26 protein-coding genes are annotated in these 18,826 nt (G+C 67.1%); 10 read left to right on the top strand and 16 right to left on the bottom strand.

Going from position 1 to position 18,826, the window contains the following annotated elements:
* The 3 genes from sdhD to ACTJI2_RS06025 are packed head-to-tail and all read right to left on the bottom strand — an operon-like array spanning position 1 to position 1,020.
* Positions 1-384 carry a succinate dehydrogenase, hydrophobic membrane anchor protein gene (gene sdhD / locus ACTJI2_RS06035; RefSeq protein WP_183642109.1) on the bottom strand — a complete coding sequence of 128 codons (384 nt, stop codon included), beginning with the start codon at positions 382-384 and terminating at the stop codon, positions 1-3.
* Positions 381-773 carry a succinate dehydrogenase, cytochrome b556 subunit gene (gene sdhC / locus ACTJI2_RS06030; protein WP_183642112.1) on the bottom strand — a complete coding sequence of 131 codons (393 nt, stop codon included), beginning with the start codon at positions 771-773 and terminating at the stop codon, positions 381-383. Before sdhC ends, sdhD begins: the two co-directional genes overlap by 4 nt.
* A gap of 58 nt (positions 774-831) precedes the next feature.
* Positions 832-1,020: a DUF1674 domain-containing protein gene (locus ACTJI2_RS06025; protein WP_141453185.1), complete on the bottom strand. Its 189-nt coding sequence runs from the start codon at positions 1,018-1,020 to the stop codon at positions 832-834.
* A gap of 39 nt (positions 1,021-1,059) precedes the next feature.
* On the opposite strand from ACTJI2_RS06025, the gene ygfZ reads away from it, so the two are divergent.
* Both ygfZ and ubiM read left to right on the top strand, forming a co-directional pair.
* Complete coding sequence (gene ygfZ, locus ACTJI2_RS06020) at positions 1,060-1,908, top strand: CAF17-like 4Fe-4S cluster assembly/insertion protein YgfZ (protein ID WP_440841449.1); 849 nt, start codon at positions 1,060-1,062, stop codon at positions 1,906-1,908.
* A gap of 90 nt (positions 1,909-1,998) precedes the next feature.
* Positions 1,999-3,237, top strand: a complete 1,239-nt coding sequence (ubiM, locus tag ACTJI2_RS06015; protein ID WP_440841448.1) for a 5-demethoxyubiquinol-8 5-hydroxylase UbiM — start codon at positions 1,999-2,001, stop codon at positions 3,235-3,237.
* Positions 3,238-3,241: 4 nt separating this feature from the next.
* Here the strand turns inward: ubiM and ACTJI2_RS06010 are convergent, their stop codons facing one another.
* The 8 genes from ACTJI2_RS06010 to ACTJI2_RS05975 all read right to left on the bottom strand — a co-directional run bounded on the left by ACTJI2_RS06010 (position 3,242) and on the right by ACTJI2_RS05975 (position 10,628).
* Entirely contained in the window at positions 3,242-3,784 is a 543-nt protein-coding gene (locus ACTJI2_RS06010; protein WP_183642122.1) for an NADPH-dependent FMN reductase, read from the bottom strand.
* 80 nt (positions 3,785-3,864) lie between these two features.
* Positions 3,865-6,120: a thiamine pyrophosphate-dependent enzyme gene (locus ACTJI2_RS06005; protein WP_440841447.1), complete on the bottom strand. Its 2,256-nt coding sequence runs from the start codon at positions 6,118-6,120 to the stop codon at positions 3,865-3,867.
* Between the two features lie 17 nt (positions 6,121-6,137).
* Positions 6,138-6,788, bottom strand: a complete 651-nt coding sequence (locus ACTJI2_RS06000; RefSeq protein WP_440841446.1) for a glutathione S-transferase family protein — start codon at positions 6,786-6,788, stop codon at positions 6,138-6,140.
* Positions 6,778-7,284, bottom strand: coding sequence for a hypothetical protein (locus ACTJI2_RS05995; protein ID WP_203322549.1), 507 nt, complete (start codon positions 7,282-7,284; stop codon positions 6,778-6,780). The genes ACTJI2_RS06000 and ACTJI2_RS05995 overlap by 11 nt, the downstream gene beginning before the upstream one ends.
* Positions 7,281-7,832 carry a GNAT family N-acetyltransferase gene (locus ACTJI2_RS05990; protein WP_183642134.1) on the bottom strand — a complete coding sequence of 184 codons (552 nt, stop codon included), beginning with the start codon at positions 7,830-7,832 and terminating at the stop codon, positions 7,281-7,283. The genes ACTJI2_RS05995 and ACTJI2_RS05990 overlap by 4 nt, the downstream gene beginning before the upstream one ends.
* Positions 7,829-8,380 carry a GNAT family N-acetyltransferase gene (locus tag ACTJI2_RS05985; protein WP_203322548.1) on the bottom strand — a complete coding sequence of 184 codons (552 nt, stop codon included), beginning with the start codon at positions 8,378-8,380 and terminating at the stop codon, positions 7,829-7,831. Before ACTJI2_RS05985 ends, ACTJI2_RS05990 begins: the two co-directional genes overlap by 4 nt.
* Before the next feature lie 123 nt (positions 8,381-8,503).
* Complete coding sequence (locus ACTJI2_RS05980) at positions 8,504-9,667, bottom strand: acyl-CoA dehydrogenase family protein (RefSeq protein WP_440841445.1); 1,164 nt, start codon at positions 9,665-9,667, stop codon at positions 8,504-8,506.
* A 139-nt stretch (positions 9,668-9,806) separates the two neighbouring features.
* On the bottom strand, positions 9,807-10,628 hold the full coding sequence (locus ACTJI2_RS05975) for a glycine zipper 2TM domain-containing protein (RefSeq protein WP_192197654.1): 822 nt from the start codon (positions 10,626-10,628) through the stop codon (positions 9,807-9,809).
* A gap of 173 nt (positions 10,629-10,801) precedes the next feature.
* Between ACTJI2_RS05975 and ACTJI2_RS05970 the strand changes: the two genes are divergently transcribed.
* Positions 10,802-11,035, top strand: a complete 234-nt coding sequence (locus ACTJI2_RS05970) for a DUF6116 family protein (RefSeq protein ID WP_440841444.1) — start codon at positions 10,802-10,804, stop codon at positions 11,033-11,035.
* 1 nt (position 11,036) lies between these two features.
* Positions 11,037-11,804: a TatD family hydrolase gene (locus ACTJI2_RS05965; RefSeq protein ID WP_440841443.1), complete on the top strand. Its 768-nt coding sequence runs from the start codon at positions 11,037-11,039 to the stop codon at positions 11,802-11,804.
* Positions 11,805-11,807: 3 nt separating this feature from the next.
* Here ACTJI2_RS05965 and ACTJI2_RS05960 read toward each other — a convergent pair whose 3' ends face one another.
* Positions 11,808-12,608 (bottom strand): tRNA threonylcarbamoyladenosine dehydratase, encoded by an 801-nt coding sequence (locus ACTJI2_RS05960; protein ID WP_183642151.1) that lies wholly within the window; start codon positions 12,606-12,608, stop codon positions 11,808-11,810.
* Between the two features lie 76 nt (positions 12,609-12,684).
* On the opposite strand from ACTJI2_RS05960, the gene ACTJI2_RS05955 reads away from it, so the two are divergent.
* The gene (locus tag ACTJI2_RS05955) at positions 12,685-13,122 is read left to right on the top strand and encodes a cytochrome c (protein ID WP_141453198.1); all 438 of its coding nucleotides are present in this window, start codon (positions 12,685-12,687) and stop codon (positions 13,120-13,122) included.
* Between the two features lie 161 nt (positions 13,123-13,283).
* A complete protein-coding gene (locus ACTJI2_RS05950) occupies positions 13,284-13,763 on the top strand; it encodes a glycine zipper 2TM domain-containing protein (protein ID WP_183642153.1) in 480 nt (159 codons plus the stop codon).
* Between the two features lie 110 nt (positions 13,764-13,873).
* Here ACTJI2_RS05950 and ACTJI2_RS05945 read toward each other — a convergent pair whose 3' ends face one another.
* The gene (locus tag ACTJI2_RS05945) at positions 13,874-14,083 is read right to left on the bottom strand and encodes a cold-shock protein (protein WP_141453200.1); all 210 of its coding nucleotides are present in this window, start codon (positions 14,081-14,083) and stop codon (positions 13,874-13,876) included.
* A 234-nt stretch (positions 14,084-14,317) separates the two neighbouring features.
* Between ACTJI2_RS05945 and ACTJI2_RS05940 the strand changes: the two genes are divergently transcribed.
* The 4 genes from ACTJI2_RS05940 (at position 14,318) to ACTJI2_RS05925 (ending at position 17,629) form a co-directional block, all read left to right on the top strand.
* Complete coding sequence (locus tag ACTJI2_RS05940) at positions 14,318-14,803, top strand: DUF456 domain-containing protein (RefSeq protein WP_203322544.1); 486 nt, start codon at positions 14,318-14,320, stop codon at positions 14,801-14,803.
* Between the two features lie 73 nt (positions 14,804-14,876).
* Positions 14,877-16,046 carry a phospholipase A gene (locus ACTJI2_RS05935; RefSeq protein WP_183642159.1) on the top strand — a complete coding sequence of 390 codons (1,170 nt, stop codon included), beginning with the start codon at positions 14,877-14,879 and terminating at the stop codon, positions 16,044-16,046.
* A complete protein-coding gene (gene arsC, locus ACTJI2_RS05930) occupies positions 16,046-16,471 on the top strand; it encodes an arsenate reductase (glutaredoxin) (RefSeq protein WP_183642162.1) in 426 nt (141 codons plus the stop codon). Before ACTJI2_RS05935 ends, arsC begins: the two co-directional genes overlap by 1 nt.
* 48 nt (positions 16,472-16,519) lie before the next feature.
* Entirely contained in the window at positions 16,520-17,629 is a 1,110-nt protein-coding gene (locus tag ACTJI2_RS05925) for a sterol desaturase family protein (RefSeq protein ID WP_183642165.1), read from the top strand.
* 43 nt (positions 17,630-17,672) lie between these two features.
* Here ACTJI2_RS05925 and ACTJI2_RS05920 read toward each other — a convergent pair whose 3' ends face one another.
* The 3 genes from ACTJI2_RS05920 to ACTJI2_RS05910 form a co-directional block, all read right to left on the bottom strand.
* A complete protein-coding gene (locus tag ACTJI2_RS05920; RefSeq protein WP_203322540.1) occupies positions 17,673-18,308 on the bottom strand; it encodes a glutathione S-transferase family protein in 636 nt (211 codons plus the stop codon).
* A complete protein-coding gene (locus tag ACTJI2_RS05915) occupies positions 18,305-18,517 on the bottom strand; it encodes a DUF4260 family protein (RefSeq protein WP_440841442.1) in 213 nt (70 codons plus the stop codon). The genes ACTJI2_RS05920 and ACTJI2_RS05915 overlap by 4 nt, the downstream gene beginning before the upstream one ends.
* Positions 18,475-18,826: fumarate hydratase C-terminal domain-containing protein (locus tag ACTJI2_RS05910; RefSeq protein ID WP_440841441.1), on the bottom strand; the 352-nt coding region annotated here is incomplete at its 5' end. The genes ACTJI2_RS05915 and ACTJI2_RS05910, both read right to left, overlap by 43 nt.

The raw sequence follows: 18,826 nt of genomic DNA, 5'->3' as shown, positions 1-18,826 counted from the left end.
TCAATTCCCCAGCGCGATGCGGGCCACCGCGAAAACACTGATGATGGCGCCGAGCACGGCGATGAAGCGCACCGCGGTCTGGACCACCAGGGCCAGCAGCGAGTGGTGGACGTAGTCTTCCAGCACGACCTGCAGGCCGAGCTGCGCGTGCCAGAACATGGTGATCAGGAAGCCCACCAGCAGCACCGCGTTCCACGGACGCGACACCGCCTCGGTGGCGGCCACGTAGTCCGCGCCGATCAGGTTGACCACGAACACCAGGAACCAGATGCCCAGCAGGACCAGCGCGGTGGCGGTCAGGCGCTGGTTGACGAAATGCGCGGTGCCGGTCTTGGCCGAACCCAGGCCGCGCACGCCCTTCAGCGGGGTGCGGAAGCGGCTCATGCGGCACCTCCCGACAGGACGAAGCCCCAGACCGCGGCGGTGATGACCAGGCTGCCGATCACCGACAACCAGCTGCTGCGGATGAAGGCGGGAATGCTGAAGCCAATCGCGAAATCCTGGACCACGTGGCGGATGCCGTTGCACAGGTGGTAGGCGAACGCCCAGGTCCACGCGAACAGGAACACCTGGCCATACCAGGCGCCGGCGATCGCGGTGAAGCAATTCCAGGACTCCGGTCCCAGCATCAACGCCATCAACCCGCCGGCAATCACCAGCGCGCCCAGGGCCAGGAAGATGCCGGTACCTCGATGCAGGATGGAGGTCGCCATCTGGATCTGCCATCGGTAGACCTGCAGATGGGGGGAAAGCGGACGTTGGTGTGTCGCCATTCGCTGACTCTTTCTCGGCTGGGCGGTCGCCTTGACCGCGTTGGCTCAATGCTGCGGATCAGAAATCGATGCAGCGCCCGTTTTTTTCCCAATCCCCGTAACGCGTCGGCTCGGGACCGTCGCGCCCCCCTATCTCCTTCTGCGCTGGCGCCGGTTCCGCGTGGGTGCCGGATGGAGCGGCAGGCGCGTTTTCGGACGGCAGTGTTCCGGCGTCGGCGTCAGGGATGGGAGCTGTTTCGCCTATCATAGGGGTCTCGCAGTGCACAAAATTTTAATCCCCACCCCCTTGGCTGACAACCTGCCCCCTCCGGAAACACCCGCGACAGCGCTGTCCGACCACGCGGTCCTGAGCCTGGAAGGCCCGGATGCCGTGGCTTTCGCCCATGCGCAGTTCAGCAGCGAAGTCGCCTCGCTGGCGGTGGGACAGTGGCAATGGAGCGCCTGGCTGACGCCCAAGGGGCGCGTCATTGCGCTGTTTGCCCTCGCCCGCCCCGGCGAGCAGGAACTGTTGCTGGTGCTGCCGGATTATCCCGCCGAGGTGCTGGCCGCGGCCTTGCAGCGCTATGTCTTCAGACGAAAGTTGAAGATCGCCGTGCGGCCGGATCTGGTGGTCCAGGGCGTGATGGCGTCTCCCGCGCAAGCCAGCGGTACCCTGCTCGGGAAGTCCGGTGAGGCGCTGGAACTGGATCGGACCGATGCCGGCGGCGCTCGCCACTGGCGGATTGGCGGCGGACCGGTCGCCGGTACCGCCAACGTCGCCGATTGGCGAAGGCACGATCTGCGCCACGGCCTGCCCCGCCTGCCCGAAAGCCAGCGCGAACAATGGACGCCACAACAGCTTTCGCTCGATCGATTGAACGCCTACAGCGTCAAGAAAGGTTGCTATCCGGGTCAGGAAATCGTTGCCCGTACCCATTTCCTCGGCAAGGCCAAGCGTGCGCTGGTCCTGTTTGAAAGCGATGTGCCGCCGGAGCCGGGCAACGCGGTCACCGACGGCAACCGTGACATCGGCGAAATCATCTGCGCGCAGGCGGGCAATCCCGCGCTCGCGCTCGGGGTGATGCCGCTGGAACGCGAACCGGCCACGCTGGCGGCGGGTGGCGTCGCCTTGAAGGAAATCCCACTACTGGACTGACTGCGTCCGCGCCAGCTTGATCCAGGTCAATTACGCGCGCCGGCGGATGCCTACACTGCGGAAAGTTGCTTTCCGCAAGGATGTATCTGCATGCGCCACGACGTGATCATCATCGGAGCCGGCCCGGCGGGACTGTGCCTGGCCCGCGCCCTGGCCGGGCAATCCCTGCGGGTGGCGCTGCTCGAACGGCAGCCGGAATCGGCCATCGCCGAACCGGCGTTCGACGGACGCGAGATCGCCCTCACCCAAGCTTCGATCCGCCTGCTGCGCGAACTCGGTGTGTGGAAACACATTCCGCAGGACGATGTCGCCCCGCTGCGCGCGGCGCGGGTCATGGAAGGCGAATCGCCGCACTGGATGACCGTGGAAGGCGCGCTGGTCGGCAGGTCGCAACTGGGCAGCCTGGTGCCGAACCACCGCATCCGCGCCGCCGCCTGGCGGGCCGTCCAGGGCCTGCCGACGCTGGACTGGTATCCGGACGCGCGGATCGAATCGGTCCGGACCACGCCGGAGCAAGCCGAAGTGAATCTGCAGGACGGAACACGCCTGCACGCGTCGCTCCTGATCGCCGCCGACAGCCGTTTCTCGGAAACCCGTCGCGCGCTCGGCATCGGCGCCTACCAGAACGATTTCGGCAAGAGCATGCTGGTATGCCGGATGCAGCACGAGCTTCCGCACTATGGCATCGCATGGGAATGGTTCGGCCATGGCCAGACCCTGGCCATGCTGCCGCTGCGCGAACATCTCTCCTCCGCGGTGCTGACCGTGCCCCACGCGGAAGCCCGGCGACTGCAGGATCTGCCCGCCGAGGCATTCGCCGCCAGCATGCGCGAGCGCTACGGCAATCGCCTTGGCGCGATGCAGCTGGAAAGCAGCCGCCACGTGTATCCGCTGGTCGGCGTCTATGCGCACCGTTTCGTCGGCCAGCGTTTCGCGGTGGCCGGCGACGCGGCCGTGGGCATGCACCCGGTGACCGCGCACGGATTCAACCTGGGCCTGGCCAGCGTGGAGCGGTTGTCGGAACTCGCCCGCACCGCGCGGGCGCAGGGCCGCGACCTGGGCGGCGATGCGCTGCTGGCGCGCTACCAGCGCCGCCATCGCGCCGGCAGCCTGCCGCTCTATCTGGCCACCGCCACCGTCGTGCGGGTGTTCACCGATGATCGCCCGCCGGTGCGGAAGCTGCGGGAAACCATCCTGCGCGCAGGCCAGCAGTTGCGGCCGTTCCGGCGCCTGCTGGCCGCGCAACTGGTGGACGATGCGCCACTCGACGCCCCGCTGCCGGCGCGCGTGCGCCGGGGCTTGGCGCAGTTGCTGCCGCGCCGCGCCTGAGCGCTCAGCCCAGCCAGGTCTCGAAGCGATCCAGGAACATCTGCAGGCGCCTGCGGGCGCGCTCGTCGACGACGTCGCCAGCCGCGTCGATCAATCCTTCCTTGAACTGGATGGCGATTTCCGGTTGCGGCAGCACCGCCACGTCCACGGCCGCCAACACGTTGCGCAGGTGCTGCTGCGAGGACACCGTGCCGTGCATGCCCGGCGACGTACCGATGATGCCGGCGCGCTTGCCGGCGAAGGTGGTGCTGCCGGCCGGACGACTGGCCACGTCGATCGCGTTCTTCAGCACGCCCGGCATCGATCGGTTGTATTCGGGAGTGACGAACAGCAGCGCGTCGGCCTGCTCGATGCCTTGCTTGAAGCGCAGCCCCGCCGCCGGGAAATCCGCGTCGTCGTCCTGGTTGTAGAGCGGCAGATCGCCGATTTCCAGGACCCGGAACGCAAACCGGTCCCCGGCCAGCCGCTGCACCGCGCCGGCCAGTTGGCGGTTGAAGGAATCCTTGCGCAGGCTGCCGATGATGATGGCCACGACCGGTGCTGGCATGGAGAACTCCCGTTGCGGTGAAAGGGCCACGAGCATACCAGCCCCGCGACAGGGCAATGCCCTGTCGCATCACGCGTGGCTCAGGCCAGCCGATCCGCCGCCGCCACGATGTCCTCGTCGCCCGGCAGCACCAGGAACGCGGCGCCGGCCAACGGCGTGTAGGTGTCCGTGCCGACCACGCGCTGGAACGGGCGCGCGCGATAGCCGCCCTCCGCGATCGCGGTGATGACGCCCTCGCCCACGCCGGCCGAATGGCGGCCCTCGTCGACGATCAGGATGCGCTTGGCGGTCGCGGCCTGTTCGACGATGAACGCCTCGTTGAGCGGCACCAGCCAGCGCAGGTCCACCACCCTTACCTTCCAGCCATGCTTCGCCTCGATGCTGCGTGCGGCGCGCAGGCTCATCGGTACGCCGTTGCCGTAGCTGAAGATGACCAGGTCGTCGGCGTCGGCGTCATACACGCGGCCTTCGCCCAGCACCATCGCCTGATCCTGCGCGGGATACGGGAACAGCCACTGGCCGTCGCCGGGCTCGTACAGGTCCTTGGTCATGTACAGCGCGATCGGCTCGAGGAACGCGGTGACGCGGCCATCGACCTTGGCCAGTGCCGCCAGCGTGCGCAGCATCATCGCCGCATCATCGCCGCGCGAGGGGCAGCCGACGACCAGGCCGGGGATGTCGCGCAGCGCGGTGATCGAGTTGTCGTTGTGGAAATGCCCGCCGAAGCCGCGCTGGTAGCCCAGGCCGGCGATGCGCACCACCATCGGGTTGCGGTACTGGTTGTTGCTGAAGAACTGCAGGCTGGCCGCCTCGCCGCGAATCTGGTCGCAGGCGTTGTGGAAATAGGCCAGGTACTGGATTTCCGGCAGCGGCAGCATGCCCAGGTTGGCGTAACCCTGGGCCAGGCCGAGGATCATCGTCTCGTCCAGCAGCGTGTTGAACACGCGGCTGCCCTTGAACGCCTTGTGCAGGCCCTTGGTGACCGTGTACACGCCGCCTTTCTGCGCCACGTCCTCGCCGAACAACAGCGTCTCGGGATACTTGCAGAACAGATCGTGCAGCGCGTTGTTGATCTGGATGGCGAGATGGCGCGGCGGCAGCTTCTCCGGCAGCTTTTCCTCGCTGCCGAACGCGGCCACTCGCTTGTCGTGCGGCACGTTGCGCGCGGCTTCGGCGGCCACCTTGTCCGGGGTATACGGCGCCAGCGGCGCGATCACTTCCTCCAGCGTGGTGATCTTGGGCCGGCGATCGGCTTCCTCGGCGGCGGCGAAGCAGCGCTGGCGGATGTTCTCGTAGAACGCCAGCAACTCCTCGCGGCTCATCAGGCCGGATTCCAGCGCGATCGCCGCCGAACGCAGCAGCGGGTCGGTGGCTTCCACCGCCACCAGTTCCTCGATCGGCCGCCATTCGATTTCGAAGTCGGTACCGGCATGGCCCATGATGCGGGTGGTGCGCAGGTGCAGGAAGGTCGGACGCCGGGTGGTGCGGCAATGTTCGACCGCCGCCTGCACCTGGCCGTAACCGTTCGCCAGGTCCAGACCGTCTGCGTAGAAATAATCCAGGTCGGCGCGATCGCGGAAATTGCGTCCCACCCAGCCATCCGGCGTCTTCACCGAAATGCCGATGCCGTTGTCCTCGCACACGAACAGGACCGGCGCGGGCAGCTTCTGGTAGGCCGTCCAGGCCGCCGCGTTGAACGCGGTCTGCGCGGTAGCGTGGTTGCTGGAGGCGTCGCCGAACGAGCAGATGGCGATGCTGTCTTCCGGAATCGGTGAGGCATGGCCGATGCGGCGGGCCTGCTCGATGGCGATCGCGGTGCCCAGCGCCTTCGGCAGGTGCGAGGCGATCGTCGAGGTCTGCGGCAGCACCCACAACGGCTTGCTGCCCCACACCTTGTGGCGTCCGCCGGAGGCCGGATCCTCGGCGCTGGCGGCGAACGACAGCGCCGAATCCATCACCGGATCCATGCCCGGAAGCTTGCGGAAACGTTCGGCCATGAAACCGCCGCTGCGGTAGTGCAGGAACGCCGGATCGGTGTGCCGGGTCAACCGCGCGACCATCGCATTGCCTTCATGGCCGGAGCTGCCGATGGTGTAGAAGACCTTGTTCTGCACGCGCAGCACGCGCGCCATCAGATCCAGGTGGCGCGAAATCAGCTGGGATTCCAGCAGGTCGGCGAATCCCTGCCGATCCAGCGCGCTGCCCGGCAGGATGGCGGATGCGGTTCCACGGCCGGATTGGCCGTTCCAGACCTTCACGAACTCGATGAAGTTCTGATCGCAGATTTCGGCGCGGTTGAGGCCCTTCATGCGGGCGGGAATGGTCTGGACGGTCATGGCACTCGTGGATGGATTCAGGAATTCGCCAGGCGCTCGGCGACATCGTCGGCGACCGCGGGCATGGGGATGAAACCCGGCGTCGCGCTCACGCGCGACAACCAGGTGGAAACACGGGGAAACTTCGACAGCTCGAAGCCGCCATCGGCGGCGCAATGCGTATAGGCGAACAGGGCGATGTCGGCGACGCCGTAGTCGTCACCGGTGAACCAGTCCGCCTGTTGGAGATGGCGTTCCATCACCGCCAGCGCCTGCTCGCCGCGCTCGATCAGGCGTGGCAGATCGGCGCGCCGTGGTGAATCCGGCGGCGTCCAGCCACGGATGAAGCGCGCCACCGCGACATAGGGCTCATGGCTGTATTGCTCGAAGAACAGCCAGCTCAACGCCTGCGCCCGCTGCCAGGCATCGGCCGGCAGGTACGCGCTGCCCTCGGCCAGCCAGCACAGGATGGCGTTGGATTCGGTCAGGACGCGACCATCGCCGCGTTCCAGCATCGGCACCTTGCCGTTGGGATTCTTGGCCAGGTAGTCCGGCGTGCGGGTGGCGCCGTTCGGGCTGTCGACTTCGACCCAGCGGTAGTCGCGTCCCAGTTGTTCCAGCAGCAGGCGCACCTTGTGGCAGTTGCCGGACACTGAATAGCCGTGCACGGTGATCGATTCAGTGGACATGATGTTCCCGGGTGGCGAGGAATGCGGAAATGCGTCGCGCCTTGGCCAGATCCTTGTCGCGGCCGAACAGCAGCAGGATGCGTCGCTGCTCGGATGGCGTCGGCACGGGGATGGCGTGGCCGTTCACCTCCACCTGCAACTCCGAGGCCACCTGTACGGGCTGCCAGTCGTCTGCCACGCGGACTTCCAGATCGCCCATCACCTCCAGTGGCATCGGCAGATGCGCGAAGCGTGCGAAGCGGGATCGGAAACGGCCGTCATCGGCGGGACGATAGTGAGCGTCGCGATGCGCCGTCCACGCTTCTGCCAGGGCATCGGCATCCCGCGCGCTACATAGCAGATCGACGTCGTTCGGCTCCGGACCATCGACGCCCGCCAGGCGCATCGCGGCGCTGCCGATGACCCACCAGGGATCGCGGAAGCACGCGCGTGCGATCGGCACCAGGCCGGCCAGCGTGGCCATCAGGCGCGTATCGATGGAAGCGGGTGCGATCACTCGCCGCGTCCCGCGCGCCACGCGTCGCGGCTCTGGCCCCAGACATCCAGTTCGATCGACTCGAACGGCGGCGGCAGCCGGGTCTGGCGCAGCTTGCGCGACCCCAGGCGCTCGGCCAGCTTCTGCGACGGCACGTTCTCCGCGTCGATGCAGTGGATGATGTCGGTCCAGCCGAGGTTGTCGAATGCCCAGTCGATGGCCGGCCGCGCCGCTTCCAGCGCATAGCCCTTGCCCTGGGCCGCCCGCCGGAGCGACCAACCGACTTCATTGCCGGGCCAACCCTCCGGCTTCCACGGTCCCAACTGACCCAGCCATTCGCCGGTGGCGCGGTCGATGATCGCGAACATGCCGAAACCGTCGAGCCACCAGGAGCCCGGCTGCCACAGGAACCGGCGCCAGGCTTCCGGACGGGTGACCGCTCCGCCAATGAAGCGGGCCGCTTCCTCGTCGGCCTGGAGTTCGGCGAAACCGTCGAAGTCCTCGCGTCGTGGCGGCCGCAGGATCAGGCGTTCGGTTTCGAGTTTCAGTTCGTCGATGCCCCGGCTCATGCAGTCTTTCCTCCCCGTGCGAACCATTGTTCGCGTGACTGTCCCCAGATTTCGACCGGCTTGCCTTCATGCGGCGCCGGCAGTTCGCCCATGCGCAGGAAGCGCGAGCCAAGCTTGGCCGCGACCACTTTGGAATTCTGGTTGTCCGGATCGATGGTGTGGATGATTTCCTGCCAGCCCAGCCGCTCGAACGCCCAGTCGGCCGCCGCGCGCGCCGCTTCCGGCGCATAACCGTGGCCCCAGGCCTCGCGGGCGATACTCCAGCCGATCTCGGTGCCGGGCCAGCCGAGCGGGCACCAGGGCCCGACCCGCCCGACCCAACGACCGCTGGACTTCTCGATCACCGAGAACATCGCGAAGCCTTCCATCTGCCAGCAGCCGACCATCGCCGCCAGGCTGCGGTAGGCCATCGGGGGCGGTTGCACGCCGCCGATATAGCGGGTGGCCTCCTCGTCGGCCACGAACGCGGCCCACGCCTCATAGTCCTCGCGACGCTGCGGCCTCAGCCACAGGCGCTCGGTTTCCAGTCGCAGATCGAAGATGCTCAAGGTCTGCCCCTCATGTCGCGGCGGGACGGAGGACGCCAGGCCAGCGGCACGGGCCTGGTGCCCGCACCGCGTTCACCCGCCGCCCTTCGCAGCACCCGCCGCATCCGCGGCGGGCGAGTTGGTTCAGAACGCGCTGATTCCGGTCAGTTCGCGGCCGATGACCAGTTGGTGCACGGTCTCGGTGCCTTCGTAGGTGATGACCGATTCCAGGTTCAGTGCGTGGCGGATCGCGGCGTGCTCGGTGGTGATGCCGGCGCCGCCGAGCAGGTCGCGGCATTCGCGCGCGATGTCGATCGCCATGCGGCAATTGTTCCACTTGGCCAGCGATACCTGCTGCGGCTGCAGGGTGCCCGCATCCTTGAGCCGGCCGAGCTGCAGCGACAGCAGCTGCGCGAGGGTGATCCGGCGGGCCATCTCGGCCAGCTTGATCTGCGCGCTCTGGGTCGCCGCCACCGGACGGTTGAACAGGATGCGTTCCTTGGAATAGTTCAGCGCCTCGTCCAGACAGGCGATGGCCGCACCGATCGGCCCCCAGGTGATGCCGTAGCGGGCCTGGGTGAGGCAGCCCAGCGGTCCCTTCAGTCCCTTGACGTTGGGCAGGCGGCTGGAATCGGGCACGCGCACGTTGTCGAAGAACAGCGCGCTGGTCACCGACGCGCGCAGGCTCATCTTGTGCTTGATTTCCTGGGCGGTGAAGCCCGGCGTGCCCTTCTCCAGCACGAAGCCCTGGATGCCTTCGTCGGTCTGCGCCCAGACGATCGCGATGTCGGCCAGGTTGCCGTTGGTGATCCACATCTTGGAACCGTTGATCACCCAGTCGCCGCCGTCACGGCGCGCGTTGGTCTTCATGTTGGCCGGATCCGAACCGCCATGCGGCTCGGTCAGGCCGAAGCAGCCGATCACCTTGCCGGCGGCCATGTCGGGCAGCCAGCGCTGGCGCTGCTCTTCGCTGCCGTAGGCGTAGATGGGATACATGCACAGCGACGACTGCACGCTGACGAAGCTGCGGATACCGCTGTCGCCGCGTTCCAGTTCCTGGCAGATCAGGCCGTAGCTGACCCCGTTCAGGCCGGCGCAGCCGTACTTTTCCGGCAGCGAGGAACCCAGCAGGCCCAGTTCGGCGATTTCCGGGACGAGTTCCTTCGGGAAGCGGCCCTGGTCGAACGCCTCGCCGATGATGGGACGCACGCGCTCGTCGGTGAAGCGGGCCACGGTGTCCTGCACCGCGCGCTCTTCTTCGGAAAGCAGGGAACGGACATCAAACAGGTCGTACGGATTCAGGGCCATGCGGGATTCGTGCCGGTTCGGACAATCCCGCATTGTATGGGCTGCTCCGGGCGGGCGGTAAGCCTTCAGGTCGTAAAGGAAAGGCCGGCATTTCGCCGGCCTTTCGGGGGGTGTTTCGTGGAAACGTCGGGGACCGGGCTCAGCCCTTGGCGGGAGTCGCCACGGCGGCGGTCTGGGTGACCACCTTGCCATCGATCACCGGCAGCCGATCGCTGTCCGGCTTCTGGTCCAGGCGCACGGTGTTCTCCTGGCCGTCGAGGCGATAGGTCACGTCATAGCCGACCACCTTCTCGCCATTGCCCATCGGGATGCGGCTGCCCGGCTTCTTGTCCATCCGCATGGTGCCGGTGGTGCCGTCCGGGTTGCGGTAGGTGACGTTGTAACCGGTCACCCGCGACGACTCGGAGCTGGCGGTTTCGGTATGGCACTGGCGCTCGGTGCGCTCGACCACGCGGCCACCGACGTGGCGCTTGTCGACCTGGTTGCCGATTACGCCGCCGGCCACCGCGCCGGCCACGGTTGCGGCCTTGCGCCCGCTGCCGCCGCCGACCTGGTTGCCGAGCAGGCCGCCGATGACCGCACCGGCCACGGTGCCGCCGGTGTTGCCGTCGCGCTCGGGCAGGCGCTCCTGCACCACCACGTCCTGGCACACCTCGTGCGGGGTGCTGGTGGTGGTGGTCTCGCGCACCGGTTCGGTGCCGATCACGGTCGCGTAGAGTTTCTCGCTGGTGGTCACCGGCTTGACGTTGAGCACGTCGGCGTACTGCAGCGTGTCGGCCGGAATGACGTTGTCGGTCGCCGCCGCGTCATCGGTGGCGAGTGCCGGATCGGCCAGCGGCGCGGTCTCGGCCGTCGGCGCGCCAGCGGCCTTGTCTCCGCTCTTCATGAAAGCGGCAGTCGCCACGCCGCCCACCAGCAGCGCGCCGGCAGCGACCAGAATCATGGTGGTGTTGTTCTTCATCGCAGCCTCCATTGCGGGCCTCGCCCGAGTCACATTTCGGGCATCATTCCACCACTACGAACCTGAACCAAGCCCCGTTTCATGCAGACGAAATCGTACTTTTCGTGAACGGCGGCGCAGTCCCGCGCGACGTGCTAGCGTGTGGCCCCATCGACCCTGCGGAGACCCGCACCGTGGCCAATCCCCTTCTGTTGCCCGTGCTGGAATGGGCCCGGAGACTGCGTTACCCCACCCTGTTCAAGATCACCGCAGGGCTGTTCGTCCTGAGCGTACTGCTGCCGCCCGGCATCGATCCGATTCCATTCCTGGACGAACTGGTGTTCGGCCTGGGCACGCTGCTGCTGGCGAACTGGAAGCGCCGCAAGGATCCGGCGCCACCGCTGGAGCCGGGCCGGCCCTCGCGCTGACGTGCGGCTGATCGACAGCCATTGCCACCTCGACGCCGCCGAGTTCGATGCCGACCGGGACGCGGTGATCGCCCGCGCGCGCGAAGCCGGCGTCGCCCATCAGATCATCCCGGCGGTCGAGGCCGCCGGCTGGTCCGCCCTGCGCACGCTCTGCCGCGATCAACCGGATCTGCACCCGGCCTATGGCCTGCACCCGATGTACCTGGCGCGGCACCGGGAGGAGCATCTGGACGAATTGCGCGAATGGCTCGCAAACGAACGGCCGGTCGCGGTCGGTGAATGCGGCCTGGACCATTTCGTCGGGGATCTGGACCCGGGAATCCAGCGGCACTATTTCGAAGCGCAACTACGGCTGGCGCGCGAATTCGAGCTGCCGCTGATCATCCACGCGCGGCGTGCGGTGGACGAGGTCATCGCGGCGGTGCGCCGCGTCGGCGGCCTGCGCGGGGTGGTGCACAGCTTTTCCGGCAGCCCGGAACAGGCACGCCAGTTGTGGAATGCCGGCTTCCTGATCGGCCTCGGCGGCCCGGTCACCTATGAACGCGCGCAGCGGCTGCGCGGGCTGGTCGCCGCGATGCCGCTGGAGCACCTGCTGCTGGAAACCGACGCGCCGGACCAGCCCGACGCGGCGCTCCGCGGCCAGCGCAACGAGCCGGCGCGGGTGTCGATCATCTGCCGGACCATCGCGCAATTGCGTGGCGAACCCGAGGACGATATCGCCGCGGTCACGCGCGGCAATGCCGCGCGCCTGTTCGGATTGGCCGCCTGAGTCTCAGGCCGCCGGCTTCTTTTCCTTGAGCAGCAGTTCCAGTGCCTTGCCCACCATGGCGAAGGCGAATGCGCCGGTAATGTGGGTCGCCGCGCCCAGGCCGACGCCGCAATCGAGCTTCAACGCCGCGTCGGCGCCCAGTTGCGGGCGCAGGCCGCACACGCTGCCATCGGCCTGCGGATACTTGACGTTCTCCAGCGAGTACACCGCGGTCACGCCGAAGTAGCGATCGCGGTTCTTCGGAAAATTGAACTCGCCACGCAGCTTCTTGCGCACCAGCGCCAGCAGCGCGTCGTGTTCGGTGCGGGAGAGATCGCGCAGGCGGATCTGGGTGGGATCGGTGCGCCCGCCCGCCGAACCGGACACGATGACCGGCAGCTTGCGCCGCCGGCACCAGGCGATCATCTCGACCTTGGTGCGGAAACTGTCGCAGGCGTCCAGGACCAGATCGAAACCGCGGTCGAGCAGTTCCTCCAGGTTGGCCCCGGTCAGGAACGCCGGCACCACCTCGATCTCGACATCCGGATTGATCGCGCGGCAGCGCTCGGCCATCGCTTCGGCCTTGTTGCGCCCGTACTGCCCTTCCAGCGCGGGCAACTGGCGATTGGTGTTGGACACGCAGATGTCGTCCGCATCGATCAGGGTCAGGTGGCCGACGCCGGAACGCGCCAGCGCCTCCACCACCCAGGAGCCGACGCCGCCCAGGCCGACCACCGCCACGCGCCGTTCGGCGTAGCGGTTGACCGCGCCCTGCCCGTACAGGCGGTCGATGCCGGCGAAACGATCCTTGAGGACTTTCTTCATCCGGCAATTGTAGACATGGCGCGAGGTGTGACGTGCGTCGTACCATGGCACGGACTTTTCCAAAGGAGCCCGCCGCATGGCCAGCCAGCCGACCGCCAAGTCGTCCAACGCTTCCCGCTACCTGTTCCTGTTCCTGATCGGCCTGGTGATCGGCGCGGTCGCCACGGTGATGGCGATGCGTGCGATCCAGGCGCGCCAGGATCCCTTCCCCGACAGCGTCATGCACGTGATGCAGAAGCACGCGGGCCTGCTGGGCGACAAGGTGGCGCAGAGCCGTTGCGCGGCCACGGACACGGTGCCGCACGTGCGGGCCCTGCGCACGATGGCCAACGACCTGGAACTCGCCCTGCCCGGCCTGGCCGAGGATCAGCGCTTCGTGACCCACGCCAGCGATTTCCGCGCCAAGCTCGACGCCAGCCTGGCCACGCCACCGACCGATTGCACCGCGGCCAAGGCGCTGGCCGATCAGGTCAAGGAAAGCTGCAAGGGCTGTCACCAGGACTTCCGCGGCTGAATTGCGGCTGACGCTTCACGCCTGCGATGACGGCCCGGAGCGGTGCAGTTGTCGCGGGGTTCACGCAGGTGGCGCGAGGATGCGTGCGACCGGGCCGCGCCATCGCGTCACCCGGTTCTGATCGAATGTCCAAGATCGGACCACGTGAACCAGGAGGAGCCATGAATCTTCGTATGTTTGCCATCGGTGCCGTTGCCTCGCTGGCGCTGGCCGGTTGCGCCACCAGTTCGCCCGGCTATGGCGGCGGCGGTTACAACAGCGGCGGTTATCGCCCGGCGCCTTCGAACAACTACTGTGCCGACTGCGGCATCGTCGAGCGCATCGATGTCGTGTCCTCCGGACGCTCCGCGCCCAGCGCGACCGGCGCGGTCCTGGGTGGCATCGTCGGCGCAGTCGCGGGCCGCCAGATTTCCGAGCATACCGGCGGCAGCAAGGGCAACAAGAACATTGCCACCGTCGCGGGCGCCGCGGCCGGCGCGATGGCCGGCAACGCCATCCAGAACCGCACCACCGGCGATAGCTACAACATCACCGTGCGCATGGACGATGGCCGTCGCCTGACCTTCAGCCAGCACGATCTGGGCGGCATCCGCGAGAACACCTACGTGCGGATCCAGAACGGCCGGGTGGTCCTGCGATAACGCTGTCCTGCGACGGGACGCATTCCCGCCGCGCAAAGAAAAAGCCCGACCTGAGTCGGGCTTTTTCTTCGTGTCCGGTCGTGACAACCGGCGCGAATATTGGCGAGACCTTACAGCGGCTGCACGGCGTCGGCCTGCAGGCCCTTCTGGCCCTGCACGACGGTGAAGCTGACCTTCTGGCCTTCCTTCAGGCTCTTGAAGCCCTGGGTCTGGATGGCGCGGAAATGCACAAACACGTCTTCACCGTTCTCACGGCTGATAAAGCCGAAGCCCTTGGCATCGTTGAACCATTTCACGGTTCCGGTTTCACGGTCGGACATCTACTTGCTCCTTGGAACTCTGGGTGGTGGAAACGCCTCTCGGCGGCTGGTTGCAAGGAGGAAGCGAGGTACAACGATGTAGCGGATCATGGATCTACCGCATCTAGGCCACGATTCACGGTGACCTTGGCAAACACAGCGAGCGCACACTAACTCGCAATTTGTGAAAATGCAAACCGTCCGCGGGCACCCGAAACGGCGCCCAACCTGTTGATTCGACAAGGAGAATTTCGCTTGGACCTGACCACCCTGTACTACGTCCTGGCCGTCGTGCTCATCCTGGTCGGCCTGGCCGGGGTCATCCTGCCCGCGCTGCCCGGCCTGCCGCTGGTGTTCGCGGGCATGCTGCTGGCCGCCTGGGCGGGCGATTTCCAGCAAATCGGCTGGGTCACCGTGGTCCTGCTGGGGGCGCTGACCGCGCTGTCGGTGGCGGTGGATTTCTTCGCCACGCTGGTGGGCGCCAAGCGCGTGGGCGCCAGTGGCAAGGCTCTGCTCGGCGCGGCGATCGGCACCTTCGCCGGCTTGTTCTTCGGTCCCATTGGTCTGTTCGCCGGACCATTCGTGGGCGCCCTGCTGGGCGAGCTTTGGCACAGCCGTGAAATCGGCCAGGCCACCAAGGTCGGCCTGGGCACCTGGCTGGGCATCGTCCTGGGCGTGGTACTGAAGCTGGGGCTGGCGTTCGCGATGCTCGGCCTGTTCCTGTTCGCCTGGGTGTTCTGACCCCGTCGGCCTCATCACTCCGTCATCGGGCACAATCGCCCGGCTTCTCCGTTCCCCTGACTGGTCCGATCGCATGACACCCCACCCCACCCGGCACCTGCTGCCGTCCCTGATCGCCATGACCCTGGCCACCGCCCCGGCCTTCGCCCAGGAGCCACAGCCCGCCGTGGTGACCCCCGAGGCATGCCGGGCCATCGAAACCGACGCCTCCCGCCTGGCCTGCTACGACGCCGTGTTCGGACGCCGGCCATCGGATACCCGCGCCGCCGACGCCGAGGCCACCGCCGCCCGCAGCAGCCTGGATCAACAGCAGATCCAGCAGGAATCGGAGGCGGGCGAAGCGGGCACCGAACACCGCGAACACCGCCGCCTCGGCGCCTGGTTCCGCACCGACGATCCGATGCTGCAGGAAGCCCTGGCCAACGCCGGCAAGGGCTCGCTGCTGGACAGCCGCTGGGAGCTGGCCAAGGACTCCAAGCTGGGCGTGTTCCAGTTGCGCGGCTACAAACCGCTGTACCTGATGCCGGTGTTCTGGACCAGCGACAAGAACGAGATGCCGCACTCGCCCAACCCGCGCAACACGGTGACCGAGCCACAGCCGCTGGACAACACCGAGGCCAAGTTCCAGCTGAGCTTCAAGACCAAGTTCGCCGAGAACCTGTTCGGCGACAACGGCGATCTGTGGGGCGGCTACACCCAGAGTTCGCGCTGGCAGGTCTACAACGGCGAGGAATCGCGCCCCTTCCGCGAAACCAACTACGAACCGGAAGTGATGCTGGTGTTCCGCAACAACTACAGCCTGGGCGGCTGGAAGGGACGCATGGCCGGGGTGGGCATCAACCACCAGTCCAACGGACGCGGCGATCCGCTGTCGCGCAGCTGGAACCGGGTGATCTTCACGGTCGGCCTGGATCGCGAGAACTGGGCGCTGGTGCTGCGCCCGTGGTGGCGCGTGCCGGATGGCAACGACGATGACAATCCGGACATCGAGGATTACATCGGTCGCGGCGACGCCATGCTGACCTACAGCAAGGGCGGCCACGAGTTCACCGTGCTGGCGCGCCACTCGCTGCGCACCGGCGACAAGTCGCATGGCGCGGTGCAACTGGATTGGGGCTTTCCGATCCATCGCAGCTTCCGCGGCCACATCCAGGCTTTCCACGGTTACGGGGAAAGCCTGATCGACTACAACCACAAGGCCACCTACATCGGCCTGGGCATCTCCCTGCTGGAGTGGTACTGATGAGCGAGGTGACGATTTACCACAATCCGGCCTGCGGCACTTCGCGCAACGTGCTGGGCCTGATCCGCAACGCCGGCATCGAACCACGGGTGATCGAGTACCTGAAGACGCCGCCGGATCGCGAGACCCTGACCGCGCTGATTGCGCGGATGGGCGTGCCGGTGCGCGAGGTCGTGCGCGCCAAGGAACCCATCCACGCCGAACTGGGACTGGACCAGCCGGGCGTGGACGACGGCACGCTGATTGAGGCGATGCTCGCCCACCCGGTCCTGATCAACCGCCCCATCGTGGTGACGCCCGACGCGGTGAAGCTGTGCCGCCCCTCGGAGACGGTGCTGGACATCCTGCCGCAACCGCAGCGCGGCGCCTTCAGCAAGGAAGACGGCGAGCCGGTGGTGGACGCGGCCGGAAACCGGCTGGCCTGACGTACACTCGGCGGGTACGGATACCCGCTTCGTCCGGAAAGGAATCGCATGCCACGCAAGCACCGCTCGTTCTTCGCCTACGCCTCCGCCCTGCTCGGCCTGCTGAGCCTGATGGCGGTGCTGTGTTTCCACTTTCCGGAAATGCTGACCAGCAAGGAATTCCGCGCGGTCTACAGCGAGCAGTTCGCCCGCCACCTGCTGCTGATCGGACTGAGCGCGGCGTTCGTGCTCGGCACGCTGGCGATCCTGCGCGATCGCAACAAGCGCATCGCCTTGGTCGGCGTGGGCAGCGCGACCCTGGCGGTGCTGCTGGGCGGCACCAACGTGCAATTCGACGCCATCGGCAAGACGCCCTACTCGCTGGGCCTGGACTGGTTCGTGATCTCGCTGTTCTTTTCGGCGCTGGTGTTCGTGCCGTTGGAACGCTACCTGGGCAAGCGCCGGATCTCGCCGCTGCGGCCGGGCTGGCGCACGGACGTGGCGTACTTCTTCATGAGCCACGTGCTGGTGCAGTTCATCCTGATCCTGGTCACCGCCTCCACTTCGACGATCGCGGGGCTGGCCGCGTTCCCGGCACTGAAGGACGCGATCCAGTCGCTGCCGGTGTGGGTGCAGTTCCTGCTGGCGGTGTTCGTGGCCGATCTGGCCCAGGCGCTGCTGCATCGCGCCTACCACAACGTGCCATGGCTCTGGCGTTTCCACGCCGTGCACCATTCCAGCCGGGAAATGGACTGGCTGGCCGGATCGCGCATCCACTTCGTCGAGATCGTCATGACCCGCAGCGCGGTGCTGCTGCCGCTGCTGGTGCTCGGCTTCTCGGCGCCGGCGGTGAACGCCTACGTGATCCTGGTTGGCCTGCAGGCGGTGCTGGCGCACGCCAACCTGGGCATCCGCTTCGGCTGGCTGGAATACCTGCTGGTGCTGCCGCGCTACCACCATTGGCACCACGCCCGGCACAAGGACTACCTGGACGTGAACTACGCCATCCACCTGCCGCTGGTGGACATGCTGATGGGCACCTTCAAGCTGCCGCCGCGCCGGGAGGACTGGCCGGAGGAGTACGGGGTGATGAAGCTGGAAACGGTCCCGCGCGGCATCGTGCGCCAGCACCTGATGCCGTTCCAGCGCGGGCGCAAGTTCGACGAATACGTCGACTGAGCGAGGCGCCCCGGTTCAGCCGGGCCGCCTCGCGCGGAACCGATCAGGTCCAGTCGGTCAGCCCTTCGCGGGCATAGACTTCCTTGAACGCGGGGCGCGACTTCATGCGATCGGCGTAGGCCTTCAGCACCGGCCAGGTGTCGGACGGCTTCGGCATGTTGCGCGACCAGCGCATCAGCATGGTGGTCATGAAATCGACCACGGTGAGCTGATCGCCCACCATCCACGGACCATCGGCTTGCAGGTGATCGGCCACGCGCTGCCATGCGGCCTCGATGCGCTGGCGCGCGTGCGCGCGCACCGCCTCGGCGTTTTCCGCGCCGGCGATTTCGTCGGAGTAGAACCAGGCGCGATAGGCCGGCAACAGCGTGTTGGCCATGAACAGCATCCACTGGTAGTAGCGCGCGCGTTCCGGCGTTCCCGCCGGCGGCGCGAGATTCGCCTGCGGATGGCGATCCGCCAGATGCAGCAGGATGGCCGCCGACTCGGTGATCACCTGCCCGTCCAGATCCAGCGCCGGCACCACGCCGGCCGGATTGACCTTCAGGTATCCGGGCGCCTTCTGGTCGCGCTTGTCGAAGTCCAGCAGATGCAGCCGGTGCGGGATGTCCAGTTCGATCAGCAGCCAATGCACGACCAGGCTGGCGGTGCTGGGGGAGTAGTACAGGGTGGTGGTCATGATGCTCCTCTTGGTTCCGCCGCACCGCGATCGCAGGCACGGCCGATAAGTCCCAGATGCGTATGGGCGAAGCCCGATTCGTATTTCAGGCCATATCCCAGGGCGCGATCGAAACCGACATGCGCCAGCCAGATCAATGCGATGCCTTCGGGGGCTTCGCCCGGGTTCAGGCCACCACCACCGGAATCTTGCCGATGCGCGCCTGCCATTCCTTCGGGCCGGTGTTGTGCACCGAGGTGCCCTGCGAATCGACCGCGACGGTGACCGGCATGTCCTGCACCTCGAACTCGTAAATCGCTTCCATGCCCAGGTCGGCGAAACCGACCACGCGCGCGGCCTTGATCGCCTTGGATACCAGGTAGGCCGCGCCACCGACCGCCATCAGGTAGGCCGACTGGTGCTTCTTGATCGCCTCGATGGCGGCCGGGCCGCGCTCGGCCTTGCCGACCATGCCCAGCAGGCCGGTCTGCGCCAGCACCTGTTCGGTGAACTTGTCCATGCGGGTGGCGGTGGTGGGA

The organism is Pseudoxanthomonas sp. 22568, from assembly GCF_052044485.1.
Lineage (GTDB): Bacteria > Pseudomonadota > Gammaproteobacteria > Xanthomonadales > Xanthomonadaceae > Pseudoxanthomonas_A > Pseudoxanthomonas_A beigongshangi.
This window is presented reverse-complemented; position numbering and strand designations above follow the sequence as displayed.